Annotated in this window: 26 protein-coding genes, 1 tRNA gene and 1 other RNA gene; 21 read left to right on the forward strand and 7 right to left on the reverse strand. The window is 71.2% G+C overall.

The window, feature by feature from the left end; translation table 11 throughout:
* The first annotated feature begins 2 nt into the window (after positions 1-2).
* Complete coding sequence (locus tag HDC36_RS20120; protein WP_179570649.1) at positions 3-431, forward strand: molybdenum cofactor biosynthesis protein MoaE; 429 nt, start codon at positions 3-5, stop codon at positions 429-431.
* 495 nt (positions 432-926) lie between these two features.
* On the opposite strand, the gene ffs is transcribed toward HDC36_RS20120, so the two are convergent.
* Both ffs and HDC36_RS20130 read right to left on the reverse strand, forming a co-directional pair.
* An RNA gene (gene ffs, locus HDC36_RS20125) (signal recognition particle sRNA small type) lies at positions 927-1023 on the reverse strand.
* A 99-nt stretch (positions 1024-1122) separates the two neighbouring features.
* Positions 1123-1215 (reverse strand) — tRNA-Ser (locus tag HDC36_RS20130).
* A gap of 239 nt (positions 1216-1454) precedes the next feature.
* Here HDC36_RS20130 and dnaX point away from each other — a divergent pair.
* From dnaX to HDC36_RS20150, 4 genes are all read left to right on the forward strand, one after another.
* On the forward strand, positions 1455-3326 hold the full coding sequence (gene dnaX / locus HDC36_RS20135; protein ID WP_179570650.1) for a DNA polymerase III subunit gamma/tau: 1872 nt from the start codon (positions 1455-1457) through the stop codon (positions 3324-3326).
* A gap of 6 nt (positions 3327-3332) precedes the next feature.
* A complete protein-coding gene (locus tag HDC36_RS20140) occupies positions 3333-3653 on the forward strand; it encodes a YbaB/EbfC family nucleoid-associated protein (RefSeq protein ID WP_003479775.1) in 321 nt (106 codons plus the stop codon).
* A gap of 97 nt (positions 3654-3750) precedes the next feature.
* On the forward strand, positions 3751-4362 hold the full coding sequence (recR, locus tag HDC36_RS20145; RefSeq protein WP_179570651.1) for a recombination mediator RecR: 612 nt from the start codon (positions 3751-3753) through the stop codon (positions 4360-4362).
* Between the two features lie 147 nt (positions 4363-4509).
* A complete protein-coding gene (locus HDC36_RS20150; protein ID WP_003479777.1) occupies positions 4510-4857 on the forward strand; it encodes a histidine triad nucleotide-binding protein in 348 nt (115 codons plus the stop codon).
* A gap of 108 nt (positions 4858-4965) precedes the next feature.
* Here HDC36_RS20150 and HDC36_RS20155 read toward each other — a convergent pair whose 3' ends face one another.
* From HDC36_RS20155 to HDC36_RS20170, 4 genes are read right to left on the reverse strand one after another with little or no spacing between them, the layout of a single operon-like run.
* Positions 4966-5493 (reverse strand): Slp family lipoprotein, encoded by a 528-nt coding sequence (locus HDC36_RS20155; RefSeq protein WP_179570652.1) that lies wholly within the window; start codon positions 5491-5493, stop codon positions 4966-4968.
* Positions 5490-7439 (reverse strand): DUF3488 and transglutaminase-like domain-containing protein, encoded by a 1950-nt coding sequence (locus HDC36_RS20160; RefSeq protein WP_179570653.1) that lies wholly within the window; start codon positions 7437-7439, stop codon positions 5490-5492. Before HDC36_RS20160 ends, HDC36_RS20155 begins: the two co-directional genes overlap by 4 nt.
* The gene (locus HDC36_RS20165) at positions 7432-8388 is read right to left on the reverse strand and encodes a DUF58 domain-containing protein (RefSeq protein WP_179570654.1); all 957 of its coding nucleotides are present in this window, start codon (positions 8386-8388) and stop codon (positions 7432-7434) included. Before HDC36_RS20165 ends, HDC36_RS20160 begins: the two co-directional genes overlap by 8 nt.
* A 5-nt stretch (positions 8389-8393) precedes the next feature.
* Positions 8394-9347, reverse strand: coding sequence for a MoxR family ATPase (locus HDC36_RS20170; RefSeq protein ID WP_179570655.1), 954 nt, complete (start codon positions 9345-9347; stop codon positions 8394-8396).
* 36 nt (positions 9348-9383) lie between these two features.
* On the opposite strand from HDC36_RS20170, the gene HDC36_RS20175 reads away from it, so the two are divergent.
* The 3 genes from HDC36_RS20175 to HDC36_RS20185 are packed head-to-tail and all read left to right on the forward strand — an operon-like array spanning position 9384 to position 14123.
* A complete protein-coding gene (locus HDC36_RS20175; RefSeq protein WP_179570656.1) occupies positions 9384-11231 on the forward strand; it encodes a glycosyltransferase family 39 protein in 1848 nt (615 codons plus the stop codon).
* Between the two features lie 49 nt (positions 11232-11280).
* The gene (locus HDC36_RS20180) at positions 11281-12276 is read left to right on the forward strand and encodes a glycosyltransferase family 2 protein (protein WP_179570657.1); all 996 of its coding nucleotides are present in this window, start codon (positions 11281-11283) and stop codon (positions 12274-12276) included.
* Positions 12273-14123 (forward strand): glycosyltransferase 87 family protein, encoded by a 1851-nt coding sequence (locus HDC36_RS20185; RefSeq protein WP_179570658.1) that lies wholly within the window; start codon positions 12273-12275, stop codon positions 14121-14123. Before HDC36_RS20180 ends, HDC36_RS20185 begins: the two co-directional genes overlap by 4 nt.
* A gap of 204 nt (positions 14124-14327) precedes the next feature.
* Here the strand turns inward: HDC36_RS20185 and HDC36_RS20190 are convergent, their stop codons facing one another.
* Complete coding sequence (locus HDC36_RS20190) at positions 14328-14900, reverse strand: Maf family nucleotide pyrophosphatase (protein WP_179570659.1); 573 nt, start codon at positions 14898-14900, stop codon at positions 14328-14330.
* A gap of 126 nt (positions 14901-15026) precedes the next feature.
* On the opposite strand from HDC36_RS20190, the gene HDC36_RS20195 reads away from it, so the two are divergent.
* The 13 genes from HDC36_RS20195 to HDC36_RS20255 all read left to right on the forward strand — a co-directional run bounded on the left by HDC36_RS20195 (position 15027) and on the right by HDC36_RS20255 (position 26345).
* Complete coding sequence (locus HDC36_RS20195; RefSeq protein WP_179570660.1) at positions 15027-15536, forward strand: YceD family protein; 510 nt, start codon at positions 15027-15029, stop codon at positions 15534-15536.
* A 104-nt stretch (positions 15537-15640) separates the two neighbouring features.
* The gene (rpmF, locus tag HDC36_RS20200; RefSeq protein WP_009608206.1) at positions 15641-15835 is read left to right on the forward strand and encodes a 50S ribosomal protein L32; all 195 of its coding nucleotides are present in this window, start codon (positions 15641-15643) and stop codon (positions 15833-15835) included.
* A 96-nt stretch (positions 15836-15931) separates the two neighbouring features.
* Positions 15932-16915: a beta-ketoacyl-ACP synthase III gene (locus HDC36_RS20205; RefSeq protein WP_179570661.1), complete on the forward strand. Its 984-nt coding sequence runs from the start codon at positions 15932-15934 to the stop codon at positions 16913-16915.
* Between the two features lie 221 nt (positions 16916-17136).
* The gene (locus tag HDC36_RS20210; protein ID WP_179570662.1) at positions 17137-17796 is read left to right on the forward strand and encodes a glutathione S-transferase family protein; all 660 of its coding nucleotides are present in this window, start codon (positions 17137-17139) and stop codon (positions 17794-17796) included.
* Positions 17797-17924: 128 nt separating this feature from the next.
* Entirely contained in the window at positions 17925-18869 is a 945-nt protein-coding gene (gene fabD, locus HDC36_RS20215) for an ACP S-malonyltransferase (protein WP_179570663.1), read from the forward strand.
* A gap of 88 nt (positions 18870-18957) precedes the next feature.
* Positions 18958-19701 (forward strand): 3-oxoacyl-ACP reductase FabG, encoded by a 744-nt coding sequence (gene fabG / locus HDC36_RS20220; RefSeq protein WP_179570664.1) that lies wholly within the window; start codon positions 18958-18960, stop codon positions 19699-19701.
* A gap of 153 nt (positions 19702-19854) precedes the next feature.
* Positions 19855-20094 carry an acyl carrier protein gene (gene acpP / locus HDC36_RS20225; RefSeq protein WP_046981398.1) on the forward strand — a complete coding sequence of 80 codons (240 nt, stop codon included), beginning with the start codon at positions 19855-19857 and terminating at the stop codon, positions 20092-20094.
* Positions 20095-20223: 129 nt separating this feature from the next.
* Positions 20224-21459, forward strand: a complete 1236-nt coding sequence (gene fabF, locus HDC36_RS20230) for a beta-ketoacyl-ACP synthase II (RefSeq protein ID WP_179570665.1) — start codon at positions 20224-20226, stop codon at positions 21457-21459.
* A 425-nt stretch (positions 21460-21884) separates the two neighbouring features.
* Complete coding sequence (locus HDC36_RS20235; RefSeq protein WP_179570666.1) at positions 21885-23234, forward strand: aminodeoxychorismate synthase component I; 1350 nt, start codon at positions 21885-21887, stop codon at positions 23232-23234.
* 75 nt (positions 23235-23309) lie between these two features.
* Positions 23310-24371, forward strand: a complete 1062-nt coding sequence (gene mltG, locus HDC36_RS20240) for an endolytic transglycosylase MltG (RefSeq protein ID WP_179570667.1) — start codon at positions 23310-23312, stop codon at positions 24369-24371.
* On the forward strand, positions 24368-25036 hold the full coding sequence (gene tmk, locus HDC36_RS20245; RefSeq protein WP_179570668.1) for a dTMP kinase: 669 nt from the start codon (positions 24368-24370) through the stop codon (positions 25034-25036). The genes mltG and tmk overlap by 4 nt, the downstream gene beginning before the upstream one ends.
* Positions 25033-25995: a DNA polymerase III subunit delta' gene (locus HDC36_RS20250; RefSeq protein WP_179570669.1), complete on the forward strand. Its 963-nt coding sequence runs from the start codon at positions 25033-25035 to the stop codon at positions 25993-25995. Before tmk ends, HDC36_RS20250 begins: the two co-directional genes overlap by 4 nt.
* Positions 25992-26345, forward strand: coding sequence for a PilZ domain-containing protein (locus HDC36_RS20255; RefSeq protein WP_003468813.1), 354 nt, complete (start codon positions 25992-25994; stop codon positions 26343-26345). The genes HDC36_RS20250 and HDC36_RS20255 overlap by 4 nt, the downstream gene beginning before the upstream one ends.
* Positions 26346-26390 lie beyond the last annotated feature (45 nt).

The following is a 26390-nucleotide window of genomic DNA, read 5'->3' on the forward strand; positions in this document are numbered from 1 at the left end:
CGATGTCCGACACGCACCGCTTCCATCTCGCCGACAGCGCCCTCGACATCGCCGCGCTGCGCGCGCCGCTGGCGCATGCGCAGGCCGGCGCCTACGCCAGTTTCGAAGGCTGGGTGCGCGACCACAACGATGGCCGCGCGGTCGATGGCCTGCGCTACGAGGCCTATGCGGCGCTGGCCGAGGCCGAAGGCCGGCGCATCGCCGACGAAGCCCTGGCCCGCTTCGACATCCTCGACCTGCGTTGCGTGCATCGCGTCGGCGACCTGGCGATCGGCGACTTGGCGGTCTGGGTGGGCGTGGTCGCGGCGCACCGCGACGCCGCCTTCGGCGCCTGCCGCTACGTCATCGACGAGGTCAAGGCGCGGGTGCCGATCTGGAAGCGCGAGCGCTACCGCGAAGGCGACGCCGGCTGGTTGCACCCGGAGACCTAGCGCCTGCGGTGTCGGCCGCGACGCGGCGGACCAGCAGGCGCGAACGCCGCAAGCAGGCGTCGAATCGGCCCGTGCGGCTGCGCTGCGAAATTAGGGTGGCGACCCCGCCGGCTGACCGCGCTGAGGGAGCGCTGCCGTTGCGGGGATGTCCGGGCCGTCGCCACGGCCGCTGCCAATGACTGGCCAGGACTTGAGCGGATTGCCGCCATGCGATCCATGGCCATAGCTCGCGCGGACAACGCCATCTGTACAGGCGTCGAATCGGCCCGTGCGGCTGCGCTGCGAAATTAGGGTGGCGACCCCGCCGGCTGACCGCGCTGAGGGAGCGCTGCCGTTGCGGGGATGTCCGGGCCGTCGCCACGGCCGGTGCCAATGACTGGCCAGGACTTGAGCGGATTGCCGCCATGCGATCCATGGCCATAGCTCGCGCGGACAACGCCATCTGTACAGGCGTCGAATCGACCCGTGCGGCTGCGTTTCAGAATTAGGGTGGCGACCCCGCCGGCTGACCTCGGCGCCCGCGTCGATCGATACCGTTGCTGCCTTCCGGCCCTGGCGGAGTTTTCGACCTAGCGTCGCGAGGGGCCGACGGGGCCACCATAGAGACGAAACCGCGCCGTGGCGCGGTCTTTCCCTTTGAGTTCTTTCGCCGGCGGCGAAGGAACCCTGCGAGGGAAGCGCAATTCGAATCTGGCGGAGAGAGGGGGATTCGAACCCCCGAAGCGCGGTTTAGACGCTTACACACTTTCCAGGCGTGCTCCTTCAACCACTCGGACACCTCTCCGGACCTGCCGGCGCGAGGTAGCCGACGGCAGGGGCGGGATTCTAGCCGTCGCGGGCCCCGTTAACAAGGAGAGCTGTCTGCGGAAGCGGGGACGCGCCGCCAGTGCCGGCTGCCGGTCGCGGAAGCGCGCTGGCCGGCCGCCGTCCTGGCCAGTGGCGGCGGGCCGGTCGCGGCTGCCGCTGAACGATCGACGCGGCGCGACATGGCACAATGGCGGTTCAGATGAAGACGGTTGCCTGATGTCCTATCTCGTTCTCGCCCGCAAGTGGCGCCCCAAGCGTTTTGCCGAGCTGGTGGGGCAGGAGCACGTGGTCCGCGCGCTCACCAATGCGCTGGACAGCGGGCGCGTGCACCACGCGTTCCTGTTCACCGGCACCCGCGGCGTCGGCAAGACCACCATCGCGCGGATCTTCGCCAAGTCGCTGAACTGCGAGCAGGGCACCAGCGCCGACCCGTGCGGGCAGTGCCCGGCGTGCCTGGACATCGACGCCGGCCGCTACATCGACCTGCTGGAGATCGACGCCGCGTCCAACACCGGCGTGGACGACGTGCGCGAGGTGATCGAGAACGCGCAGTACATGCCCTCGCGCGGCAAGTACAAGGTGTACCTGATCGACGAAGTGCACATGCTGTCCAAGGCGGCGTTCAACGCGCTGCTGAAGACGCTGGAAGAGCCGCCGGAGCACGTCAAGTTCCTGCTGGCGACCACCGACCCGCAGAAGCTGCCGGTGACGGTGCTGTCGCGCTGCCTGCAGTTCAACCTCAAGCGCCTGGACGAGGAGCAGATCCAGGGGCAGATGACCAGGATTCTGGCCGCCGAGCAGATCGAGGTCGACGCCTCGGCGATCGTACAGCTGGCCAAGGCCGCCGACGGCAGCCTGCGCGACGGCCTGTCGCTGCTCGACCAGGCCATCGCCTACGCAGGCGGCGCGCTGCGCGACGACGTGGTGCGGGCGATGCTGGGCACGGTCGACCGCACCCAGGTCGGGGCGATGCTCGAGGCGCTGGCCGATGGCGACGGGCAGCGCCTGCTGCAGGTGGTCGCCGGGCTGGCCGAGTTCTCGCCGGACTGGGGCGGGGTGCTGGAGGCGCTGGCCGAGGCACTGCACCGGATCCAGGTGCGGCAGCTGGTGCCGGGCGCGGCGGCGGCCGGCCTGGACGGGCTGGACCCGGCGCCGTTCGCCGAGCGCCTGCGTCCGGAAATCGTGCAGCTGTGGTACCAGATGGCCTTGAACGGCCGCCGCGATCTGTACCTGGCGCCGAGTCCGCGCGCCGGGTTCGAGATGGCGGTGCTGCGCATGCTGGCGTTCCGCCCGGCGGGCGCGGCACCGCTGCCGGCCGCATCCGGGTCGGGGACGACGACGGAAGGCCGTACGCCCGCCGCACCGGCGGCGGCGCCTGCTGCCGCTGCGGCCAGCGTCGCCACGCCGTCCGTCGCCGCGATGCCTGCGCCCGCCGCACCGATGATGGCGCCAGCGCCGACAGCGGCCGCGGTCGCAGACAAACCGGCACCGGCACCCGCACCGGTCGCGGCGCCCGCCGTGCTCGACCCGCCGTGGGAAACCGCGGCACCGGCACCGGCACCGGCAACGCCGCCCGCCGCGACCATGGCGCCGGTCGCGCCGGTCCCCGCGCCCGCGGCCGAGCCGGAAATGGCGATGGTGCCACCGCTGGCCGTCGCTGCGCGCACGCCGACCGAATACGCCGCGCCGCGCGTGCTGCACGCGGCCGAAGACTGGCTGGAACTGGTCGCCGATTGCGGCCTGACCGGGCCGTCGCGGCAGCTCGCGGCCAACTCGGCCTTCGTCAGCCACGCCGACGGCGTGCTGCGGCTGTCGCTGTCGCCGGGCTTCGAATACCTGCAGTCCGAGCGCTCGCTCGGCGAACTGGCCGCGGCGCTGGCCGACGCGCTGGGCAGCCGACCGAAGATCGTGATCGAAAGCGGCATTGCGGTCGATGCCGAGACCCTGCACGAGCGCTCGCACCGGCAGCGCGGCGAGCGCCAGAGCGCGGCCGAGACCGCGTTCCTGCACGACCCGGCGGTGCAAGCGCTGATCCAGCAGCAGGGCGCGCGGGTCGTGCCCGATTCCATCCGCCCCTACCAAGAGTAATCAAGCATGCGTGGGAACATCGCCCAATTGATGCAGCAGGCGCAGAAGATGCAGGAAAACCTGCAGCGCGCCCAGGAAGAACTGGCCCAGCTGGAAGTCACCGGCAGCGCCGGCGGCGGCATGGTCAGCGTGACCCTGACCGGCGCCAAGGAGTGCCGCAAGGTGCGGATCGATCCGAGCATCCTCTCCGACCAGGAGATGGCCGAGGATCTGATCGCCGCCGCCTTCAACGATGCCTCCAACAAGATCGACGCCGAGTCCAAGTCGCGGATGGGCGCGGCCACCGCCGGCATGCCGATCCCGCCGGGGATGAAGCTGCCGTTCTGAGCAGACGGGATTCGGGAATGGGGAGTGGGGATTCGCCAAGGCAAGAGCGAAGCCGCTGCGTCCCGATCCCGGATCCCGACGTCCGACTCCCGAATTCATGTCTTCCCTGCTCGAACAACTGATCGAGGCCTTCCGGATCCTGCCGGGCGTGGGCCAGAAGTCGGCGCAGCGCATGGCCTATCACGTGCTCGAGCGCGAGCGCGAAGGCGGGCTGCGCCTGGCGAACGTGCTGGCCGAGGCGGTGGAGAAGGTCGGCCACTGCACGCAGTGCCGCGATTTCAGCGAGACCGAGCTGTGCGCGATCTGCGCCAGCGCCGGCCGCGACCGCCAGCAGCTGTGCGCGGTGGAGTCGCCCGCCGACCGCCTGGCGATCGAGCACGCCACCGGCTACCGCGGGCTGTATTTCATCCTGCAGGGGCGGCTGTCGCCGCTGGACGGGGTCGGCCCGCGCGAGCTCGGTCTGGACCGGCTCGGGACGCGGCTGGCGCAGGGCGAGATCGCCGAATTGATCATCGCCACCAATTCCACCGTCGAAGGCGAGGCCACCGCGCACTATCTGGCGCAGCTGGCGCGCCGCCATGGGGTACGCCCGAGCCGGCTGGCGCAGGGCCTGCCGCTGGGCGGGGAACTGGAATACGTGGACCGCGGCACGCTGTCGCATGCGTTCGGCAGCCGCAACGAAGTTCCGCGGGGCGGCGCAGGCGAGTAGGGCCTGCCGTCAGGTTGCACCGCTCCTGCGCGCGCGCGCGGGGACAAGCACCAGGAAGGACGACGCGGGGGCCTCGCGCGGCAGTGCCTGCGTGCCGCCGAATTCGGCTATAACGACTGCCCCCCTTTCCGCTGTGCGAGCCAGTCCATGGACACCATCTTCGGCAAGATCATCCGCCGCGAAATTCCCGCGAGCATCGTGTACGAGAACGACGACGTGCTCGGCTTCAAGGACATCGCGCCGCAGGCGCCGGTGCACGTGCTGTTCATTCCCAAGCAGGTGGAGATCCCCACCCTCGACGACCTGGCGCCGGAGCAGGCGCCGCTGGTCGGCAAGCTGGTGCTGGCCGCCGCCGCGTATGCGCGCGAACAGGGTCTGGCCGAGGACGGCTACCGGGTGGTGATGAACTGCCGCGAGCATGCCGGGCAGACCGTGTTCCATCTGCACCTGCACCTGCTGGCCGGCGCGCCGCTGGGCCGCTTCGGCACGCCCTGAGCGGCCGGCGCGGCGCGATTTGCCACAGCCCTGCCGGGCAAACGGAAAACGCCGCTTTTCAGCGGCGTTTTCTTCTCCATCATGGCACAACGCGTGCCAGCGGGCGGCTTACCACCAGCCGCGGCCCCAGCCCCAGCGTGGACCCCACGGATCCCACGGGCCCCAGGGGCCGTACGGGTAGGCGGGCACCACGTCGACCTGGCGCACCACCGGCCACAGGTAGACCACGTCGGCGTCGATCTTCGGCAGGCGGTAGTCGTACTCGCCGATGCGGGTGCTCTCGTAGCCGGCGACGTGGCCGATGAAGGTCACCTCGCGGCCGGGTTCGAACACCGCCGGGTCGTAGAAGCCGGAGCGGCAGGCGATGAAGCGGCCGTCGCTGGCGTCGGCCGAGTCGCTGTCCGGGCGGCCGCTGGCGCTCAACGGCCGCGACAGCATCTGGAAGCAGGTCTGGCCCTGGCCGGGCTTGGTCTGGATGATCTTGCCGCCCCAGCGCACCGAGGTACCGACCTGCTGGCCGGCGACCGAGTCGCGCGGGGTGACGGTGGCGAATTGGCCTTGCAGCGGCTTGGGCGCGGTCGCGCAGGCTCCCAGGGCGAGAACGGCCAGGACGGGGAACAGCAATCGGATCTTCATCGAGATGCTCCGGTGTGCGGACGGTGCCTGCGCAGGTCGCGCAACAATGAAGCCCTGTCCGAATCAGCGCCAGCGTAGCGCGAATCAGCGAAACGTTGGCTGAGCGAAAGCAACGCGTTTGCCTCCATCACCTGGTGTACACGCAGCGCCCACGTCAAGGCCGGTTCGTGCGCCTCGCGGCCCAGGCCGAGCCGGGCGTAGCGCCGGCCCAGCCGGCGCCAGGCGCGCAGCAGCGGGTCGCGCTCGCGTTCGCCGCGGGCCAGCAGCCAGGCCATCCAGCCCAGCAGCAACGCGGCGAAGCCGGCGAACAGGGCGACCAGTTGCGCCGGCTCCAGCTTGGCGATGCCCAGCTCGCTCAACAGCCGCTGCTGGCGGTTGGCGTCGAAGGACAGCACCAGGTCGTTCCAGCCGCGGCGCAGCCAGTCGCCGACGTCGCGCAGCTGCCAGTCGGCGATGCCGCCCCGGGTGCCGGCAGCGCTGCCGAGGCGGTCCTCCAACGTGTCGTAGATGCGTTCCGGGGCGACCGCGGCGGTCGGGTCCACGCGCACCCAGCCGCGCTGCGGCAGCCACACTTCGGCCCAGGCGTGGGCGTCCATGCGCCGCACCACCCAGTAGTCGCCGAACGGATTGCGGGTGCCGCCGGCATAGCCGGTGACCACGCGCGCGGGGATGCCGGCGCCGCGCATCAGCACCACGAAGGCGGAGCTGAAGTGCTGGCAGAACCCGGCCTTCTGCTGGAACAGGAATTCGTCGACGCCGTCGCGGCCGGGCAGCGGCGTTTCCAGCGTGTAGGCGAAATCGCGGCGGATCCATTGCAGCGCGCGCGCCACGATCGCGGCGTCGTCGGCGCCGGCCTGTTGCCGCCATTGCCGGGCCAGCGTCAGGGTGCGCGGGTTGTAGCCGGGCGGCAGCGCCAGCGCGCGCTGGCGCTGCGCCGACGTCAGCGTGCTCTCGAAGCGCAGCGGCGGCGCCGAGCGCAGGCGCCAGCGGCTCAGCGCGCCGAGCGGGCGCTCGCTGTGCAGCACGTAGTCGGCGGAGAGGCGGGTGCCCTCGGGTGCCTGCAGCGGCAGGTCCAGCGCGACCAGCTGGCGGCGGTCGGTCGGCTCGACCTCGATCTCGTAGTCCCACGCGTTCGCGCTGGTCTGCACCGCCGGCGCCGGCAGGTAGTCGTTGCCGCGTTGCGCACGCCAGGTACGGCCGTCGAAATCCCACAGCACCGGCCCGCGCCAGTAGCGCTGCGCCGGCGCTGGCACGCGGCCGAAGAACTGCACGCGCAGCGCCGGGGTGTCGTCGGCCATCAGGTCCAGCCACTGGCCGGGACTCATCGTGTCCGACAGGCCAGGCCGCGCCAGCGCGCGCTCGGGCACGCCCCACAGCGGCGAGCCCAGCCGCGGGAACAGCCAGAACGCGGCCAGTGCCAGCGGCAGGCCCAGCGCCAGCAGCCGGCCGACGCCGCGCAGCTGGCCGCGCAGCGGCGGCGCCGCGCTGTGGCCTTCCTGGTCGGCCAGGCGCTGCATGCACAGCAGCGCGGCGATCACCGCGGCCAGTCCGAGCAGCATCGTGACCGGTCCCTGGTCCAGCAGGAACGCGGCGAACGGCGCGAACAGGGCGAAGCCGAGCAGGCTGCGCGCGTCGCGCAGCGTCTTCAGTTCCGACGGCTTGATCGCCAGCATCGCCGCGAGCATGGCGCAGCCGGTGTCGCGGCCGAAGCGCATGCCGACCTGCCAGTAGATCGCCGCCAGCATCGCCGCCACCAGCAGCAGGCGCAGCGCGGCCGGCAGCGGCCGCCATGCCGAGCTGGCGCCGATCAGCAGCGCGGTCGCCGCGAACAGCAGCGCCAGCGCGCCAGGCAACTGCAGCAGCAGCGGCAGCAGCGACAGCAGGCCGGCGGCGAGCGCCCAGTGGCGGCTGGCGTCGCTCAGCGCGGGCGAGCGCGGCTCAGCCATGCGGCAGCAGCGCCAGCGCGCGCAGGCACAGGTGCCGGTGTTGCGGGCCGCGGCCCGGACCCAGCGGCGGCTGCCCCGGCAGCAGCAGGCGATAGCGGCGGCCGTCGCGCTCGGCCTCGTTGACCCAGCGCGCCAGCCGCGCGATGCGGCGCTCGTAGGGCAGCGCCGGCAGGGTGCGCCAGTCCAGCACCACGTCCACGCCGATCGGGCGTTCGTATTCGCGCACCAGCAGCGTGTCGCGGCGCGCCGAGTGCTTCCAGGAGATCGCGCGCGGCGCATCGCCGTCGCGGTACGGGCGCAACTGGTGCAGCTCTTCGCCGAGCGCGTGCAGGCGGGTCTGGGTCGGGGTGCCGTCGCCGTGCGGCAGCGGCGGCCCGTCGTGTTCCGGTTGCGGGTAAACCAACAGCGGTGCGTCCGGCCAGAACCAGGCCCAGGCGCGCAGCAGGCCCAGCGGCTGGGTGGTGGAAACGCGGATGCGCTGCAGGTCCAGCCAGCCGCGGCGTTCGGTGGGCAGCTCCAGGTCGGCTTCGTTGGCGCCGTCGCCGTGCAGGTCGATGTAGGTGTGCCGGTCGGCATGCGCCACGCGCAGGCCGCGGCGGTGCCGGGCGTCGTCGGCGGCCAGCGCCAGGCGCAGCCGCAGCGGGGTGCCGGCCGCGACCGGTTCGGCCGACAGCGCGTCCAGGCGCAGTCCCGACAGCTGTAGGTGCGCCGCGATCGCGCTGGCGATGGCGGCCGCGCCGAGCAGCATCGCCAGCAGCAAGGCGGGGTTGTTGTTGTAGTTCAGCGCGCCAAGCAGCATCGCGCCGAGCAGCAGCGCCAGGAAGCCGCCGAACGGCGTGGGCAGGATGTAGATCCGGCGCCGGTCCAGCCGCACCGGCAGCGGCTCGGGATCGCGCGGCCGCGCCAGCCGTGCCAGCGCCTGCCGCCACTCGCGCAGCCGTGCCCGCATTCGGGTCAGTCCACTGCGACGCTGTGCAGGATCGCCTTGGCCAGCGCTTGCCCGGAGGCCGATTCCTGTTCGGCCACCAGGCGGTGCTCTGCGACCGCCACGAACAGCGCCTGCACGTCCTCGGGCAGCGCATGCGCGCGACCCAGCAGCAGCGCGTGCGCCTTGGCCGCGCGCAGCAGCGCGATGCCGGCGCGCGGCGACAGCCCCACGCGCACGCCCGGATGCTGGCGGCTGCGCGCGAGCAGCGCCTGCACGTAGCCGACCAGCGCGTCGCTGGCATGGATCTGCTCCACGCTGTGCCGCAGCGTGGCCATGTCGGTGTCGCCGAGCAGTGGCCGCGCCTGTGCGATCAGGTCGCGGCGGTCGCTGCCGCTGAGCAGCGCGCGTTCGGATTCGGCGTTGGGATAGCCCAGCGCCAGCCGCAGCAGGAAGCGGTCCAGCTGCGAATCGGGCAGCGGGAAGGTGCCCGACAGGTCCACCGGATTCTGCGTGGCGATGACGAAGAACGGCGCCGGCAGCGGATGCGTGGTGCCGTCCAGCGTGACCTGCTGTTCGGCCATCGCTTCCAGCAGCGCACTCTGCGTGCGCGGCGGCGCGCGGTTGATCTCGTCGGCGAGCAGCACGTGGGCGAACACCGGGCCGGGATGAAACTGGAACTGGCGCGATTGCGCGTCGTACACCGACACGCCGAGCACGTCGGCCGGCAGCAGGTCGGAGGTGAACTGCACGCGCTGGAAGCTCAATCCCAGGCTCGCGGCCAGCGCATGCGCCAGCGTGGTCTTGCCCAGCCCGGGCAGATCCTCGATCAGCAGATGTCCGCCGGACAACAGCGCGACAAACGCCAGCCGCACCTGTTGCGGCTTGCCCAGAACCAGCGAATTGACCTGCTGCTGGGCCTGCGCGAGCGCCTCGCGCAGCGTATCGGTTAGCATTTCCGGCAAGCGGGGCGGAGTAGGCATCGCATTCTCGCAACGGTTTAGGGGAGTCTAAAGGCAATGCAAGGCGAACAACGTGCACGCACCACCTTCATGGTGCTGTGGATGCTGGTCACCGCAGCCAAGCTGCTGGTGGCCGCGCGCCTGCCGTTGTTCGTCGACGAGGCGTTCTATTGGCAGGAAGGCCAGCACCTGGCCGCCGCCTATTCGGATCTGCCCGGGCTGACCGCCTGGCTGGCGCGGCTGGGCGTGGCGCTGGGCGGCGAGCACCTGCTGGCGCTGCGCGCGCCGTTCCTGCTGGTGTCGGCGGCGATGCCGTGGCTGATCGCGCGCATCGCCACGCGCTGGTTCGGTGCGGTGGCCGGTTGGCGCGCCGGCAGCCTGACCTTGCTGATGCCGCTGTCGGGCACGCTCGGCATCCTCGCCCTGCCGGACGTGCCGATGGCGCTGGCGACGATCCTGTGCATGGACGCCAGCGCGCGGCTGCTGCGCCAGATCGATGCGATGAGCGCGGTGGAGCTGGCGCTGGGCCTGACCCTGGGCGCGCTGAGCCATTACCGCTTCGCCGGGGTGATCGGGGTCGGCGCGATCGCGCTGCTGCTGATCCCGCAGGGCCGGCGCATGCTGCGCGATCCGCAGGTGTGGGTGGCGCTGGCGATGGGCATCGTCGCCTGGCTGCCGTTGCTGGCTTGGAACGCCGACAACGGCGAGGCCGGGGTCAGGTTCCAGCTGATCGACCGGCATCCGTGGAGCTTCCAGCCCAGCGGCATCGCCTTCGTGCTGATCCAGGGCCTGCTGGTCACGCCGCTGCTGGCGGTGGCGATGTGGAAAGTGGCGCTGGTGGCCACGCGCGGCGGCGGCAGCGGTGGCGCGCGCGTGCAGTGGCGCTATTTCGGCCTGCTCGGCGGCGTGTCCACGCTGGGCATCTTCCTGCTCGGTTTCTTCACCGATGCCGAGCGCATCAGTTTCCATTGGCCGTTGCCGGGCTACCTGGCCTTGCTGATCGCCGCGCCGGTGATCCTCCACGGCTGGCCGAAGCCGCTGCGCCGCGCGACCTGGCTGCTGACCGGGCTGGGCCTGGTCGGCGCGTTCGGCTACTACCTGGCGGTGTCGGTGCCGGCGGTGCGCGAGCATGCCGCCGGCGACAAGTACTACCCGCGCAACTTCGCCGGCTGGAAGCCGCTGGCGTCGGCGGTACGCCGCGAACTGGCGGCGATGCCGGCGGGCACCCAGGTGCTGGCCGACAATTTCAAGGTCGGCGCCGAGCTCGGTTTCGAGCTGGGCGATGCCGACATCCAGGTGCTGCCGCATCCGCTGAACGACAAGCACGGGCGCAGCGCGCAGCTGCGCCAGTGGGGCCTGCTCAGCGACGGCCGGCGCGATGGGCCGCGGCTGCTGGTGCTGTCGCCCAGCGACATGAAATACCGGCTGCTGCTGCAGCGCTATCACGCGGTTTGCGAGCTGGTCGGCCCGTTGCCGCCGCCGAAGGTGGTATCCAGCGATCACGGCAGCCAGCGCTTCCTGCTGTTCGCGCTGCCGGCGCAGCGCCTGCCGGGGCCGTGCACGACGCCGGCGATGGCCTGGTTCAATGCGCCGGAGGTGGGCGACAAGGTGGCGCCCCATTTCGCGGTGTCCGGCTGGGCGTTCAAGGACGGCGTGGGCATCGCCCGGGTCGAGGTGCTGCTCGACGGCAAGGTCGCCGCGCAGGCGCGCTACGGCGAGAACTACGACATCACCGCGTTCTGGAAGATCTCCACCGATCCGGGCCATCCCAACGTCGGCTTCCGCGCCGAACTCGATGCCAGCGGATTGGCGCCGGGCACGCATTGGCTCGGCCTGCGCCTGCATGGCCGCGACGGCAGCGTCGAGGAGTGGTGGGAGCAGCCGATCGAACTGCGCCGCCGCTGATAGCATGGCGCGCCTTTCCACGCCCGCCGCGCAGGACCGCCCACCGCCCATGCCGAGTCTTTCTGCTGCCCACGCCGCGGCCATGCCGCGGATCGCGGTGCTGGTTCCCTGCCACAACGAAGCGGCCACGATCGCCCAGGTCGTCGCCGCGTTCGCCGCGCAGTTGCCGACGGCGAGCATCCACGTGTTCGACAACAATTCCAGCGACGCCACCATCGCGCGGGCGCGCGCGGCCGGCGCGCAGGTGCGCGAAGTCGCACTGCAGGGCAAGGGCAACGTGGTGCGGCGCCTGTTCGCCGATGTGGATGCCGATGTGTACGTGCTGGTCGATGGCGATGCGACCTACGACGCGGCGATGGCGCCGGCGCTGATCGAGCGCCTGCTGCGCGATGGCCTGGACATGGTGGTCGGCGCGCGGCGCAGCGAGGAGGCCGCCGCCTACCGCGCCGGGCACCGCGTCGGCAACGTGCTGCTGACCCGCTGCGTGAGCTTCCTGTTCGGGCGCAGTTTCGACGACATGCTGTCCGGCTACCGGGTGTTCTCGCGCCGCTACGTGAAGTCGTTTCCCGCCCATGCCGCCGGCTTCGAGACCGAGACCGAACTGGCGGTGCACGCGCTGCAGCTGCGCATGCCGGTGGCGGAGGTGGCCACGGCCTACGGCGCGCGGCCGCAAGGCTCGCAGAGCAAGCTGCGCACCTGGCACGACGGCACCCGGATCCTGCTGACCATCCTGCGCCTGTTCAAGGCCGAACGGCCGTTGCTGTTCTTCTCGCTGGGCTTCGGCGCCTGCGTGCTGCTGGCGCTGGGGCTGGCGGTGCCGCTGGTGCTCACCTACGCGCACACCGGCCTGGTGCCGCGCTTTCCGACCGCGATCCTGTGCTCGGCGCTGGTGCTGCTCGGCTTCCTGTTGCTGGCCTGCGGGCTGATCCTGGACACGGTGACCCGCGGCCGGGTCGAGGCCAAGCGCCTGGCCTATCTGGCGATCCCGGCGCTGCCGTTGCGGTCGCCGGCGGCGTCTCCCGCAGCCGAAGACGACCGCGCATGAGTGCGGCAAGCGCGGCAGTGCCGCGTCCAACTCGCCGCCAGCGCCTGCTGCGCGCGCTGGATCGCCGCTTCGCTTTCCACGACCGCGGCAACGTGATCGCCGCCGGCATCGCGGTCGCGCTGCTCGGCGGCGTGCTGTCGCTGCTGCTGGGCCAGGACGCCAACTGGGATCTGCGCAACTACCACCTGTACAACGGCTATGCCGCGCTGCATGGCCGCCTGGGCACGGACCTGGCGCCGGCGCAGCTGCAGAGCTACTTCAATCCGCTGCTGGACATGCTGCACTACGCGCTGATGACCGGCCTGCCGGCGCCGCTGGCGGGATTTGCGATGGGCGCGCTGCACGCGCTGGCGTTCCTGCTGCTGGCCGGCATCGTCTGGCAGGTGCTGGACCCGCGCCTGGACCGGGCGCGGCTGGCGCCGTGGCTGGCCCTGGCCGGCATGTGCAGCGCCGCGTTCCTGTCCGAATTCGCCGGCACCATGGCCGACAACAGCAGTGCGCTGCCGGTGCTGGGCGCGTTGCTGGCCGCGCTGCACGCGCAGCGCCGGCAACAGGCGGCCGGGCAGGGCGTGGCGATTGCGTGGTGGGCGCTGGCCGGTGCGTTGCTGGGCCTGGCGCTGGCCTGCAAGCTGACCAATGCGGCGTTCGCGCTTGCGCTGGGCGTGGCGGCGCTGGCCGCGGGCGGCCGCATGCGGCAACGCGTCGGCGGCGCCGCGGTACTGACCGCGGTCACCGTGCTCGGCTTCGCGGTCCTGGCCGGGCCGTGGTTGCTGGGCGTGTGGAAGGCCTTCGGCAACCCGCTGTTCCCGCAGTTCAACAGCCACTTCCTGGCGCCGCTGGCGCAGCCGGTGGCGCTCAGCGATACGCGTTGGCTGCCGCAGGGCTGGTTGCAGCGGCTGAGCTGGCCGCTGCACTTCTCGTTCGCGCCGAACCGGGTCAGCGAGGTCGCCTTGCGGCAGATCGTCTGGCCGTTGCTTTACCTGGTCGGCCTGGCCGCGCTGCTGCGGTTCGCGCTGCGCCGGCCACCCCGGCCCGCGGCGGCCAGCGACGTGGTCGCGCCGGCGTGGCGCGCGCTGCTGGTGTTCTTCGTGGTCGCGTATCTGGCCTGGCAGTCGGTCTTCAGCATCCAGCGCTACCTGGTGGTGCCGGAGTTGCTGGCGCCGCTGGTGCTGTGGGTCGGGCTGCGGCGCTTGCTGCCGGCACGCATCGCCGCCCCGGCGGCGCGCTGGACGCTGATCGCCTGCGCGCTGGTCGCGCTACAGGGCTGGGGCGACTGGGGCCACGAGCGCTGGGCGCGCGCGGCGTTCCGGGTGCAGGCGCCGAGCATGCCGCAGCCGGCGCGCAGCCTGGTGCTGCTGGTCGGCGACGTGCCGCAGTCGTGGCGCATCCCGTTCCTGCCGGCGCAGGCGGCGTACGCGTCGGTGGCGTCCAATTTCCCCGAGTCGCCGGCCTACGCCGAGCGCGTGCAGGCGCTGCTGGCCGAACGCGGCCAGGGCTATGCGCTGTTGCCGGCGACGGTGGATCGCAACGTCGCGCGGTTGCAGCGGCTCAATGCGCTGGCTGCGCGGCTGGGCCTGGACCGGGGGCCGGACTGCCGGCTGATGCGGCGCCTGGCGCACCGGCCGGTACGCGCGGCGGTGACCGAGCGCGATGGCCGCTGCCAGTGGACGATCCTGCCGGAGCGGGCCATCGACATCGCCGCGGGCGACCGCGCGGCGCTGGCCCTGGCCGACCAGCAACTGGCCCGCTACGGCCTGGCCTTGCAGCTGGGCACCTGCGCAGTCCACGAGTCCTGGGTCGGGCAGGCGCGCTTCCCCTACCAGTGGTGCCGCGTCGGCCGGCGTTGACGCCGGCCTCGCCGGGCTAGGGCGTGTCATCGATTCCCGAGTAGGTCGCGTTGGGCCTGACAGGCCCAACCCGCAGGGCCGCTCTTGTGCGCCTTCGGCGCTACGTCATCGCCCGGGCGGAACCATCCTCCATACCTTCCCGCTCTTGCTTGCCTCGTGCACCCACAAGAGCGGCGCGATCTGCTCGGGGATTGATGGCGCGCCCTAGGGCAGCACGTAGCCGGCCTCGCGCAGCAGCCCGGCCAGGCCGATCAGCGGCAGCCCGACCAGCGCGGTCGGGTCCTGGCTGTGGATCGCGCTGAACAGGCTGATGCCCAGGCCTTCGCACTTGAAGCTGCCGGCGCAGTCCAGCGGCTGCTCGGCGGCGATGTAGCGGGCGATCTCCTCGGCCTGCAGCACGCGGAAGCGCACTTCGGTCAGGTCGCACAGCTGCAGCGCCCGCTTGCCGCGCAGCAGGCACACCGCGGTATGGAAACGCACGCTGCGCCCGGACATCGCCGCCAGCTGCGCCTGCGCGGCCTCGGCATGGCCGGGCTTGCCCAGCGGCTGGCCGTCGAGTTCGGCGACCTGGTCGGAGCCGATCACCCAGGCATCGGCGGCGCCGGCGGCCACCGCTGCGGCCTTGGCCCGCGCCAGGCGCTGCGCCAGCGCCAGCGGCGCTTCCCCGGGCAGCGGCGTCTCCTCGACCTGCGGGCGGGCGCTGTCGAACGGCAGGCGCAGGCGCTGCAGCAGCTCGCGGCGGTAGACGGAGGTGGAGGCCAGGATCAGGCGCGGCATTGGCGAGGTCGGGCAGGGCGGCGCGGGCGCCGGGGCCGGCAGTCTGCGGCGCTGCGTGCGGCCGGGCAAGCAGGAGGACAGGACGGTTTGACAGAGCCTGTCCTAGTCCTTAACATTCTGCGGCTTATGTCCGCGAACGTGCCCGAACTGTTGGATGCCTGGCGGATGGTCGCAGCGCGCAGGGTCTTCGAAGACCGCCTGCCGCTCTCGGCGATGACCCGTCTGCAAGGCAGCCTGGCCGATACCGAAGGCGAATGCCGCTACACGCTGGAATTCGGCCGCGACGCTGTACTGCAAGTGTCCTACGTCGAACTGACGCTCGAAACCGAGCTGCCGCTGATCTGTCAGCGCAGCCTGCAGCGCTTCCTGCTGCCGGTGTCCAGCGTACAGCGGCTGGGACTGATCCGCAGCGAGGCCGAAGAGGCCGCGCTGCCGCCGGATTACGAGGCCTTGCTGGTGCCGGACGACGGCATGCTGCGGCCCGCCGATCTGGTCGAGGACGAGTTGGTGCTGGCGGTTCCGCTGGTGCCGGTGGCGCCCGGAAGCGAGGCGGTCGAACAGGACTGGCCGGCGACCGAGGAAGAGGTGAGCAAGGCCAACCCGTTCGCGGCGTTGGCGGCGCTGAAGAAACAGTAGCGGTCGGCCCGCCGGCGCGCTGCCTTGAAGGTTGTTGCCGGACGCGCGCGTCCTGCGCGACGTAATGACGACAGATGTAAACGAACCGAGTTTGGAGCAATCCCATGGCTGTGCAGAAATCCCGTGTCACCCCGTCCCGCCGCGGCCAGCGCCGTTCGCACGACGCCCTCAGCGCCAAGCAGCTGTCGACCGACCCGACCAGCGGCGAGATCCACCTGCGCCACCACATCACCGCCGACGGCTACTACCGCGGCAAGAAGGTGATCGCCACCAAGACCTCGCAGGTCGAAGAAGATTGATCCGTGCCCGTCCCTCGCGCCGCGGCGGACGGAGTCACCCATCTTCACAGGCCGCGCCCGCGCGGGCGGCCTGCGTAACAGGCAACAGGAATCAGCATGAGCAAGCGGATCTATTCCAGGATCGCGGGCACCGGTAGCTATTTGCCTGAAAAAGTGTTGACCAACGACGATCTGTCGCACATGGTCGATACCAGCGACGAATGGATCCGTAGCCGTACCGGCATCCGCGAGCGGCACATCGCCGCGCCGGGCCAGACCGCCGGCGACCTCGGCTACGAAGCCGCGTTGAAGGCGATCGAGGCGGCCGGTATCGAGGTCGCCGCGCTCGACATGATCGTCGTCGGCACCACCACCCCGGATCTGATCTTCCCGTCCACCGCCTGCCTGATCCAGGCGCGGCTGGGTGCGGTCGGTTGCGCCGCGCTCGACGTCAATGCCGCCTGCTCGGGCTTCGTCTACGCGCTCAGCGTGGCCGACAAGTTCATCCGCTGCGGTGACGCCAAGACCGTGCTGGTGATCGGCACCGAGACCCTCAGCCGCATCGTCGACTGGACCGAGCGCACCACCTGCGTGCTGTTCGGCGACGGGGCCGGCGCGGTGGTCCTGCGCGCCGATGAAGACACCGGCATCCTCAGCACCCACCTGCACGCCGACGGCAGCAAGAAGGAACTGCTGTGGAATCCGGTCGGCATCTCCACCGGGCTCGGCGACGGCACCGGCGACGCCTCCGCCGGCGGCATCCAGATGAAGGGCAGCGAGGTGTTCAAGTACGCGGTCAAGGCGCTGGACGCGGTGGTCGACGAGACCCTCGACGCCAACGGCCTGAACAAGGGCGACCTGGACTGGCTGATCCCGCACCAGGCCAACCTGCGCATCATCGAAGCCACCGCCAAGCGCCTGGAACTGTCGATGGACCAGGTGGTGGTGACGGTGGACATGCACGGCAACACCTCGTCCGCCTCGGTGCCGATGGCGCTGGACGTGGCGGTGCGTTCCGGCCGCGTGCAGCGCGGCCAGCTGCTGCTGCTGGAAGCCTTCGGTGGCGGCTTCACCTGGGGCTCGGCGCTGCTGCGCTACTGATCGTCGCGCGGGCGCCCGCCGCCCGCGCCACCGCGTCTCCTCTCCTGCAAGACACCTGCGCGCCCGGCCGGCGCCCCGCCGGGCGCGGGGCTGTGGTCGCGCGGTTCCGTGCCCGCGGCCGTGTGCGCCATCCACGCATGTCGATTTCCGTCTCCGCCGAGCGTCGTCAGGACAGCAGCGCCTCCGCGCCTGCTCCGGTCTTCACTTCGAGGTGTTCGACGATGTCATTGACGCTCTATGCCCATCCATTCTCGTCCTACTGCCAGAAAGTCCTGGTCGCGCTGTACGAGAACGGCACGCCGTTCGCGTATCGCCAGCTGGCTGGCGACGACCCGCAGCCCATGGCCGAACTGGGCGCACGCTGGCCACTGAAACGCTTTCCGCTGCTGGTGGATGCCGGCCGCAGCGTCGCCGAGGCGACGATCATCATCGAGCATCTGGCCTTGCACCATCCCGGGCCGGTGCCGTTGCTGCCGGCCGATCCGCGCGCGGCGCTGGAGGTCCGCTTCATGGACCGCTTCTTCGACAACTACCTCGCCACGCCGCAGCAGAAGATCGTGGCCGATCGCCTGAGGCCTGAGGGCGAACGCGATCCGCGCGGCGTGGCCGATGCGCGCGCCACGCTCGACACCGCGTATGCGTGGCTGGATCGGACCATGGCCGACCGGACCTGGGCCGCCGGCGAGGACTTCAGCCTGGCCGATTGCGCGGCGGCGCCGTTCCTGTTCTATGCGGACTGGACGCATCGCATCGCCGCCTCGTTCGCGCATGTCCGCGCGTATCGCGCGCGCTTGCTGGCGCGCGCCGCGTTCGCCCGCGCCGTGGACGAGGCGCGGCCGTATCGCGGCCTGTTCCCGCTCGGCGCGCCCGACCGCGATTGAGCGTTTCCGGCAGCGCCCGCGCCTGGCGCGGCGCCGGCGTTGCTGCAGGCGCACATACGCCCGGGTACAGACGCACGGCCGGTTTCGCCCTTATCATCGCCGCTCGTTTTTCGCTGTTGGGCATTTCAGTGACCGATTCCACACTCGCCTTCGTTTTCCCCGGCCAGGGTTCGCAGTCGCTGGGCATGCTGGCCGAACTGTCCGAACTGCACCCGCCGCTGCGCGACAGCTTCGTCGAGGCCTCCGACGGCGCCGGCGTCGACCTGTGGGCGCTGACCCAGGGCGGCCCCGAGGAAATGCTCAACCGCACCGAATACACCCAGCCGGCGCTGCTGGCGGCGAGCGTGGCGCTGTGGCGGCTGTGGCTGGCCCAGGGCGGCGCGCGGCCGGCGCTGCTGGCCGGGCACAGCCTGGGCGAATACAGCGCGCTGGTCGCGGCCGGCGCGCTGTCGCTGCACGACGGCGCGCACCTGGTGCGCCTGCGCGGCCAGTTGATGCAGGACGCGGCCCCCGCCGGGGTCGGCGCGATGGCCGCGGTGATCGGCACCGAGGACGCGCTGGTCGAGGAGGTCTGCGCGCAGGCCGCCGGCAGCCAGGTGGTGGTCCCGGCCAACTACAACTCGCCCGGCCAGGTGGTGATCGGCGGCGACGCGGCGGCGGTCGACCGCGCGCTGGCGCTGCTGGCCGAGCGCGGCGTGCGCAAGACGGTGAAGCTGGCGGTCAGCGTGCCCTCGCACACGCCGCTGATGCGCGAGGCCGCCAACCGCCTGGCCGAGGCGATGCGCGGCCTGGCCTGGCACGCGCCGCAGCTGCCGGTGGTGCAGAACGTGGATGCGCAGGTGCACGACGGCATCGATGCGATCCGCCAGGCGCTGGTCGAGCAGTTGTACCTGCCGGTGCGCTGGACCGGCTGCGTGCAGGCGCTGGCCGCGCGCGGCGCCACCCGCGTGGCCGAATGCGGCCCGGGCAAGGTGCTGACCGGGCTGATCAAGCGCATCGACAAGTCGCTGGACGGGCGCGCGCTGGCCACCCCGGCCGACTTCGCCACCGCGCTCGAGACCTGGGCCGCCTGATCCCGCTGCCGCGCGCGGGCGCTTGCGCCCGCGGCGGCGGCCTTTCCCGCGGCGCTTCGCGCGCCGTCCTTCCCCCAAGGAACAGCAGATGAGCAAGCCATTGCAGGGCGAGATCGCCCTGGTCACCGGCGCCAGCCGCGGCATCGGCGCGGCCATCGCCGACACCCTGGCCGCGCAGGGCGCCACCGTCATCGGCACCGCCACCTCCGCCTCCGGCGCGCAGGCGATCGGCGAGCGGATGGCCGCCAACGGCGGTCACGGCCGCGCGCTGGACGTCACCGATCCGGCCGCGGTCGAGGCGCTGATCGAGGCGATCGGCAAGGAATTCGGCGCGGTCTCGATCCTGGTCAACAACGCCGGCATCACCCGCGACAACCTGCTGATGCGGATGAAGGAAGAGGACTGGCAGGCGATCATCGACACCAACCTGACCAGCGTGTTCCGCACCTCCAAGGCGGTGCTGCGCGGCATGATGAAGGCGCGCAAGGGCCGCATCGTCAACATCGCCTCGGTGGTCGGCGTGACCGGCAATCCGGGCCAGGCCAACTACGCCGCGGCCAAGGCCGGGATCATCGCCTTCTCCAAGTCGATGGCCAAGGAAATCGGCTCGCGCGGCATCACCGTCAACGTGGTCGCGCCGGGTTTCATCGACACCGACATGACCAAGGCCCTGCCCGAGGCGCAGCGCACCGCGCTGCTGGAGCAGATCGCGCTGGGCCAGCTCGGCCAGCCGGCCGACATCGCCAACGCGGTGGCGTTCCTGGTCGGCCCCGGGGCCGGCTACATCACCGGAGAGACCCTGCATGTGAACGGCGGGATGTACATGCCGTAAGCCTGCGGCGCAAGGACTGCGCCTAAGTGGCTGATCGATGGGCGTTTGTGCAGCGATGCAAGCGCCGGGCGGTTTCCACTACACTATCCAACGCGGCCATCGCAGCCCGATGGCGTTTCGAACCACCACTACTCCATCTGGAGCGATATCCCAATGAGCACCATCGAAGAACGCGTCAAGAAAATCGTCGTCGAACAACTCGGCGTCAAGGAAGAAGAAGTCACCAACAGCGCATCGTTCGTCGATGACCTCGGTGCCGACTCGCTGGACACCGTCGAGCTGGTGATGGCGCTGGAAGAAGAGTTCGAGTGCGAAATTCCGGACGAAGAAGCCGAGAAGATCACCTCGGTGCAGCAGGCCATCGACTACGTCAAGGCGCACGTCAAGAGCTGATGCTCCGTTCTCGATCGCGATCGGCGCCTGCGTGGGTCCGGTCCGCGTGACAATCCCATGGGGCCGCGCATGCGGCCCTGTGTTTTTACAGCGTCAACGCCGCGCGCATCGCGGCGAGGAGATTTCGCAATGAGCCGTCGCGTCGTCGTAACCGGCATGGGCCTGGTATCGCCGTTGGGCAATGACCTGGCCAGCAGTTGGGAAGGAATCGTCAACGGGCGTTCCGGCATCGGCCCGATCACCCAGATCGATGCGTCGCAGTTCACCACCAAGATCGCCGGCGAGATCAAGGATTTCGATCCGACCAAGTTCGTGTCGGTCAAGGACGCCAAGAAGATGGATTCGTTCATCCACTACGGCGTCGGCGCCTCGTTCATGGCGCTGGACGATTCGGGCCTGGTGATCGACGACAGCAACGCCGAGCGCATCGGCGCGATCCTCGGCTCGGGCATCGGCGGCCTGCTCGGCATCGAGGAGCAGACCATCAAATTCCACGAGGGCGGCGCGCGCAAGATCTCGCCGTTCTACGTGCCCAGCACCATCATCAACATGCTCCCCGGGCAGGTGAGCCTGATCAAGGGCCTGAAGGGCCCGACCTTCTCGGCGGTCTCGGCCTGCGCCACCTCCAACCATTCGATCGGCACCGCGCTGCGCATGATCCAGCACGGCGATGCCGACGTGATGCTGGCCGGCGGCGCCGAGCGCGGCTCCTCGCCGACCTCGGTCGGCGGCTTCTGCTCGATGAAGGCGATGTCCACCCGCAACGACGATCCCGCCGCCGCCTCGCGGCCGTGGGACAAGGGCCGCGACGGCTTCGTGCTCGGCGACGGCGCCGGCGTGCTGGTGCTGGAAGAGTACGAACACGCCAAGGCGCGCGGCGCGCGCATCTATGCCGAACTGGTCGGCTTCGGCGCCAGCTCCGACGCGTTCCACATGACCGCCCCGAGCGAGGACGGCGAAGGCGCCGCGCGCAGCATGCTGGCGGCGATCAAGGACGCCAAGCTCAACCCCGACCAGATCGACTACCTCAACGCGCACGGCACCTCCACGCCGCTGGGCGACCTGGCCGAGACCCTGGCGATGAAGCGCGCGCTGGGCGACCACGCCTACAAGACCATGGTCAGCTCGACCAAGTCGATGACCGGGCACCTGCTCGGCGCGGCCGGCGGCGCCGAGGCGATCTTCTCGGTGATGGCGCTGCACACCGGCATCATCCCGCCGACGATCAACCTGGAAGAGCCCAGCGAAGGCTGCGACCTGGACTACGTGCCGAATGTGGCGCGCGAGAAGAAGATCGACGTGGCGATGTCCAATGGGTTCGGCTTCGGCGGGACCAATGGGACCTTGGTGTTCAAGCGGATGTGATTGAGCCGGGATTGGGGAGTGGGGATTCGGGATTGGCAAGAGCTGGAGCCGTCCCGGTTCCTCTCGCGATCCGCGCTTCGTTTGTTTGTCGGTCTGCGCAAGACGCCCGGTGGTGCGGATGCTTCTGGGGTCGCGCGTTGTCCGGTACGCGCGATGACGCGCCTGCAGCGCTGAGGCGTGGTCCGCACGCGCCAGCGCTCTGGTGGCGCGCGTCGCCAGGTCAATTGCAGTCGCGGTGGTGCCGGATAGGCGTCGTGTAGCCTGGCGGTTTGCTGCGGTGACGGCGCCGGTTCGTTCTATCGCATGCTGCAGCACGCCAGTGCCAGGCGCTTCGCGAGGTAGCGGGTTGTAGGCGCCGATCGTTCGCATGGAGCAGGGCGCCGCCGCCTGCATCCGCATCACCTCCATCTTCCACCGGGTCTTCGATGCTGCGTACCGTTCCCCTGCCGGCCGACACCGATCTGCTGGCGCTGCACCGCCTGGCGCCGCAGCGCTATCCGTTGCTGCTGGAATCGGCGGCGTCGGGGACCGCGCAGGGCCGCTGGGACCTGTTGCTGATCGCCGGCGGCGAGGGCCTGCGCCTGGACCGCGATGGCGTCACCCGCGACCTGCGCGGCGCGGTTGTCGAGGGCGATTTCCTGGCCGCGCTGGACGCGCACTGGCAGGCCGAACGCTGCGCGCGCGACGAACCGCGCTGGCCGTTCCGCGGCGGCTGGGCGCTGCTGCTGGATTACGAGCTGGCGGCGCAGGTCGAGCCGGTGCTGCAGTTGCCGCAGGGGCAGGCGGCGGCGCCGGTCGCGCTGGCATTGCGCTGCCCGGCCGCGCTGCTGCGCGACCATGCCAGCGGCGAGTGCGTGGCGCTGGCGGAAACCGCGCACGCAGGGCTGCTGGACCAACTGCTCGCCGATCTGCAGGCCGTGCCGGCCGCCGCGCCGCTGCCGGCCTGGACCCCGCCGCTGGCGATCGACGAAGACCCGCCGCAGCGCTTCGTCGATGGCGTGCGCCGCATCCTCGACTACCTGCGCGCCGGCGACGTGTTCCAGGTCAACCTGTCGCGGCGCTGGTCGGCGCGTTTCGCCGCCGCGCTGGATCCGGCCGCGCTGTACGCGCAGCTGCGCCGCGCCAATCCGGCGCCGTTCGCAGGCCTGTTCGTCGGCCATGGCCGCGCCGTGGTCAGTTCCTCGCCGGAACGGCTGGTATCGGTGCGCGGCGACGTGGTCGAGACCCGGCCGATCGCCGGCACCCGCCCGCGCGCGCCCGGCGACGACGAGGCCGCGCGCATCCGCGAGCTGGTCGGGCACCCCAAGGAACGCGCCGAGCACGTGATGCTGATCGACCTGGAGCGCAACGACCTGGGCCGGGTCTGCGCGCCGGGCAGCGTCGAGGTCGACGAGCTGATGACGGTGGAAAGCTACGCCCACGTGCACCACATCGTCAGCAACGTGCGCGGGCGGCTGCGCGCCGGGGTCAGCCCCGGCGACGTGATCCGCGCCACCTTCCCCGGCGGCACCATCACCGGCTGCCCCAAGGTGCGCTGCATGCAGATCATCGCCGAGCTGGAACAGACTCCGCGCGGCGCCTACACCGGCGCGTTCGGCTGGCTCAACCGCGACGGCGACATGGACCTGAACATCCTGATCCGCACCGCCGAAGTGGACGGTGCGCAGGCGCATTTCCGCACCGGCGCCGGCATCGTGGTCGATTCGCAGCCCGAGCGCGAACTCGACGAAACCCGGGCCAAGGCGCGCGGCCTGCTGCGCGCGCTGGAACCGTGAGCGGCACGGTCGCGATACCGGCCGATGCCGGCCGCGCGGTATCCTGCACCCCGTTGAATTCGCTTCGAGGTGGTCGTGGCTTGGGCTAAACGCGGGTGTCTGACCCTGCTGGCGGCATTGCTGGTGCTTGCGCTGCTGGCCGCCGCGGCCGGCGCGCGGTGGTGGCAGGGCTATCGCGCCTTCGCCGACCAGCCGCTGCACGCGGCGCAGCCCAGCGTGGAGGTGGCGCGCGGCGATTCGTTCAACGGCGTGCTGCGCAAGTTGCGTGCGGCCGGGGTCGAACAGGGCAGCAACCTGCAGTGGCAACTGCTGGCGCGCCAGCTCGATGCCGCCGGCAAGCTCAAGGTCGGCGAATACGCGCTGCAGCCGGCGCTGACGCCGCGCGAACTGCTGATCCGCATGCGCAAGGGCCAGGTGATCCACTACCGCTTCACCATCGTCGAAGGCTGGAACATCCGCCAGCTGCGCGCGGCGCTGAACGCGGCCACGCCGCTGCGCCACGTCGCCACCGAGTTCAGCGACAGCGAACTGATGGCCAAGCTCGGCCAGCCCGGGCAGCACCCGGAAGGCCGCTTCCTGCCGGAGACCTACCTGTACCAGCGCGAGGACAGCGATCTGGACGTGCTGCAGCGCGCCCATGCGGCGATGGACAAGGCGCTGGCCGAGGCCTGGGACGCGCGCGCCGACGGGCTGCCGCTGCAGTCGCCGGAGCAGGCGCTGACCCTGGCCTCGATCGTGGAGAAGGAAACCGGTCTGGCCGCCGAGCGGCCGCAGATCGCCGGCGTGTTCGTGCGCCGCCTGCAGCAGGGCATGAAGCTGCAGACCGATCCGACCGTGATCTACGGCATCGGCAGCGCCTACGACGGCAACATCCGCAAGCGCGACCTGGAAACCGATACCCCGTACAACACCTACACCCGCAGCGGCCTGCCGCCGACCCCGATCGCCATGCCTGGCCGCGATGCGCTGCGCGCGGCGACCAATCCGGCGCCCGGCGACAGCCTGTACTTCGTCGCGGTCGGCGACGGCAGCGGCGCGCACGTGTTTTCCGCCAGCTATGCCGAGCACACCGCGGCGGTGGCGCGCTATCTGCAGCGCTTGCGCCAGGCGCGCAGCGGCGCGGCGGTGACGCCATGAGCGAGGCCGTGCTGCGCCACCATCGCTTCGTCAGCCTGGAAGGCGGCGAGGGCGCCGGCAAGACCACCGCGATCAACGCGATCCGCGACTGGTTGCAGGCGCAGGGCCACGAGGTGGTGCTGACCCGCGAGCCCGGCGGCACCCCGCTGGCCGAACGCATCCGCGAGCTGCTGCTCAACAACGCGCCGGCGCTGCAGCCGGCCGAGCCGCTGGCCGCCGAGACCGAACTGCTGCTGGTGTTCGCCGCGCGCGCCCAGCATGTGCGCGAGGTGATCCGTCCGGCGCTGCAACGCGGCGCCTACGTGGTCAGCGACCGCTTCACCGATTCCAGCTACGCCTACCAGGGCGAAGGCCGCGGCCTGGACCGAGCCTGGATCGCCGACCTGGAGCGGCGCGCGGTCGGCCTGCAGCCGGGGCTGACCCTGCTGCTGGACCTGGACGTGCAGATCGGCCGCGCCCGCACCAGCGGCCGCGACCTGTGGCCGGACCGGATCGAGAGCGAGCAGGACGATTTCTTCCAGCGCGTGCGCGCCGGCTTCCGCCAGCGCGCCGCACAGGACCCGCAGCGCTTCCGCACCATCGACGCCAGCCAGCCGCCGCAGGCGGTGGCGCACGACGTGGCCGCGGCGCTGGCGGCCTGGGTACAGCAGGGGAGCACGCCATGAGCGAGCTGCCCTTCGCGCCCTGGCAGCAGCGCGCCTACGAGCAGACCGTGGCCGCGCTCGACGCCGGCCGGCTCGGCCACGGCCTGCTGATCTGCGGCCCGGACGGCCTGGGCAAGCGCGCGGTGGCGCTGAAGCTGGCCGCGCACGTGCTCGGCCAGGGCGAGCCGGCCGCGAACCTGCGCAGCGCGCAGCTGATCGCCGCCGGCACCCATCCCGACCTGCAGCTGATCTCGTTCATTCCCAACCGCACCGGCGACAAGCTGCGCACCGAGATCGTCATCGAACAGGTGCGCGAGATCTCGCAGAAGCTGTCGCTGACCCCGCAGTACGGTGTCGCCCAGGTGGTGGTGGTGGACCCGGCCGACGCGATCAACCGCGCCGCCTGCAACGCCCTGCTCAAGACCCTGGAGGAGCCGCAACCCGGCCGCTACCTGTGGCTGATCAGCGCGCAGCCGGCGCGGCTGCCGGCGACGATCCGCAGCCGCTGCCAGCGCCTGGAATTCAAGCTGCCGCCGGCCGACGAGGCGATCGCCTGGCTGCTGGCCCAGGAGTTCCCGGAAAAGACCGCGCGCGAAGCGCTGGCCGCCGCGCGCGGCCATCCCGGCCTGGCCGCGCAGTGGCTGCGCGAGGACGGCCTGAAGCTGCGCCGGCAGGTGGCCGCGGACCTGGAGCAGGTCGCCGCGGGCAAGCTGGGCACGGTCGAGGCGGCACAGCGCTGGAGCGCCGACGGCTTCGCCGAGCAGCGCCTGGGCCATGCCGCCGACCTGGCGCTGGCGCAGGCCTCGCAGGCCGGCTTGACCGACCCGGCGCGATTGCACAAGCTGGCCACCTGGTTCGACGCAGCCAATCGCACCCGCGACCTGCTGCGCACCACCGTCCGTGGCGACCTGGCCATCGCGGAACTGTTGTTGGCCTGGCGCGATGGCGATCGCCCGGTCCGGAGAGGGGGACAACGATGAGTGCGATGAGCGGACGTCAGGGCATCCTGTCGCTGGCGGTGAAGGACAAGGCGGCGCTGTACAACGCGTACATGCCGTTCGTGAAGAACGGCGGCATCTTCGTGCCCACGCCCAAGCGCTATTTCCTGGGCGACGAAGTGTTCCTGCTGCTGACCCTGCCCGATTCCAGCGAGCGCCTGCCGGTGGCCGGCAAGGTGATCTGGGTGACCCCGATGGGCGCGCAGGGCAACCGCACCGCCGGCATCGGCGTGCAGCTGCCGGACAACAGCGAAGGCGAGACCATCCGCAACAAGATCGAGACCCAGCTGGCCGGCACCCTCAACGCCGACAAGCCCACCCAGACCATGTAGCGGCCGCGCCGGCACGGCCTCCGCGGGGACCGTTGACGCCAGCCG

The sequence above is a fragment of the Xanthomonas sp. JAI131 genome, assembly GCF_013410075.1.
GTDB classification, from domain to species: domain Bacteria; phylum Pseudomonadota; class Gammaproteobacteria; order Xanthomonadales; family Xanthomonadaceae; genus Xanthomonas_A; species Xanthomonas_A bonasiae.

Bases quoted from the DNA above. Each gene is read 5' to 3' on its own strand.
- HDC36_RS20120 (WP_179570649.1), top strand. From the start codon at position 3: ATGTCCGACACGCACCGCTTCCATCTCGCCGACAGCGCCCTCGACATC.
- dnaX (WP_179570650.1), top strand. From the start codon at position 1,455: ATGTCCTATCTCGTTCTCGCCCGCAAGTGGCGCCCCAAGCGTTTTGCC.
- HDC36_RS20140 (WP_003479775.1), top strand. From the start codon at position 3,333: ATGCGTGGGAACATCGCCCAATTGATGCAGCAGGCGCAGAAGATGCAG.
- recR (WP_179570651.1), top strand. From the start codon at position 3,751: ATGTCTTCCCTGCTCGAACAACTGATCGAGGCCTTCCGGATCCTGCCG.
- HDC36_RS20150 (WP_003479777.1), top strand. From the start codon at position 4,510: ATGGACACCATCTTCGGCAAGATCATCCGCCGCGAAATTCCCGCGAGC.
- HDC36_RS20155 (WP_179570652.1), bottom strand. From the start codon at position 5,493: ATGAAGATCCGATTGCTGTTCCCCGTCCTGGCCGTTCTCGCCCTGGGA.
- HDC36_RS20160 (WP_179570653.1), bottom strand. From the start codon at position 7,439: ATGGCTGAGCCGCGCTCGCCCGCGCTGAGCGACGCCAGCCGCCACTGG.
- HDC36_RS20165 (WP_179570654.1), bottom strand. From the start codon at position 8,388: ATGCGGGCACGGCTGCGCGAGTGGCGGCAGGCGCTGGCACGGCTGGCG.
- HDC36_RS20170 (WP_179570655.1), bottom strand. From the start codon at position 9,347: ATGCCTACTCCGCCCCGCTTGCCGGAAATGCTAACCGATACGCTGCGC.
- HDC36_RS20175 (WP_179570656.1), top strand. From the start codon at position 9,384: ATGCAAGGCGAACAACGTGCACGCACCACCTTCATGGTGCTGTGGATG.
- HDC36_RS20180 (WP_179570657.1), top strand. From the start codon at position 11,281: ATGCCGAGTCTTTCTGCTGCCCACGCCGCGGCCATGCCGCGGATCGCG.
- HDC36_RS20185 (WP_179570658.1), top strand. From the start codon at position 12,273: ATGAGTGCGGCAAGCGCGGCAGTGCCGCGTCCAACTCGCCGCCAGCGC.
- HDC36_RS20190 (WP_179570659.1), bottom strand. From the start codon at position 14,900: ATGCCGCGCCTGATCCTGGCCTCCACCTCCGTCTACCGCCGCGAGCTG.
- HDC36_RS20195 (WP_179570660.1), top strand. From the start codon at position 15,027: ATGTCCGCGAACGTGCCCGAACTGTTGGATGCCTGGCGGATGGTCGCA.
- rpmF (WP_009608206.1), top strand. From the start codon at position 15,641: ATGGCTGTGCAGAAATCCCGTGTCACCCCGTCCCGCCGCGGCCAGCGC.
- HDC36_RS20205 (WP_179570661.1), top strand. From the start codon at position 15,932: ATGAGCAAGCGGATCTATTCCAGGATCGCGGGCACCGGTAGCTATTTG.
- HDC36_RS20210 (WP_179570662.1), top strand. From the start codon at position 17,137: ATGTCATTGACGCTCTATGCCCATCCATTCTCGTCCTACTGCCAGAAA.
- fabG (WP_179570664.1), top strand. From the start codon at position 18,958: ATGAGCAAGCCATTGCAGGGCGAGATCGCCCTGGTCACCGGCGCCAGC.
- acpP (WP_046981398.1), top strand. From the start codon at position 19,855: ATGAGCACCATCGAAGAACGCGTCAAGAAAATCGTCGTCGAACAACTC.
- fabF (WP_179570665.1), top strand. From the start codon at position 20,224: ATGAGCCGTCGCGTCGTCGTAACCGGCATGGGCCTGGTATCGCCGTTG.
- HDC36_RS20235 (WP_179570666.1), top strand. From the start codon at position 21,885: ATGCTGCGTACCGTTCCCCTGCCGGCCGACACCGATCTGCTGGCGCTG.
- tmk (WP_179570668.1), top strand. From the start codon at position 24,368: ATGAGCGAGGCCGTGCTGCGCCACCATCGCTTCGTCAGCCTGGAAGGC.
- HDC36_RS20250 (WP_179570669.1), top strand. From the start codon at position 25,033: ATGAGCGAGCTGCCCTTCGCGCCCTGGCAGCAGCGCGCCTACGAGCAG.
- HDC36_RS20255 (WP_003468813.1), top strand. From the start codon at position 25,992: ATGAGTGCGATGAGCGGACGTCAGGGCATCCTGTCGCTGGCGGTGAAG.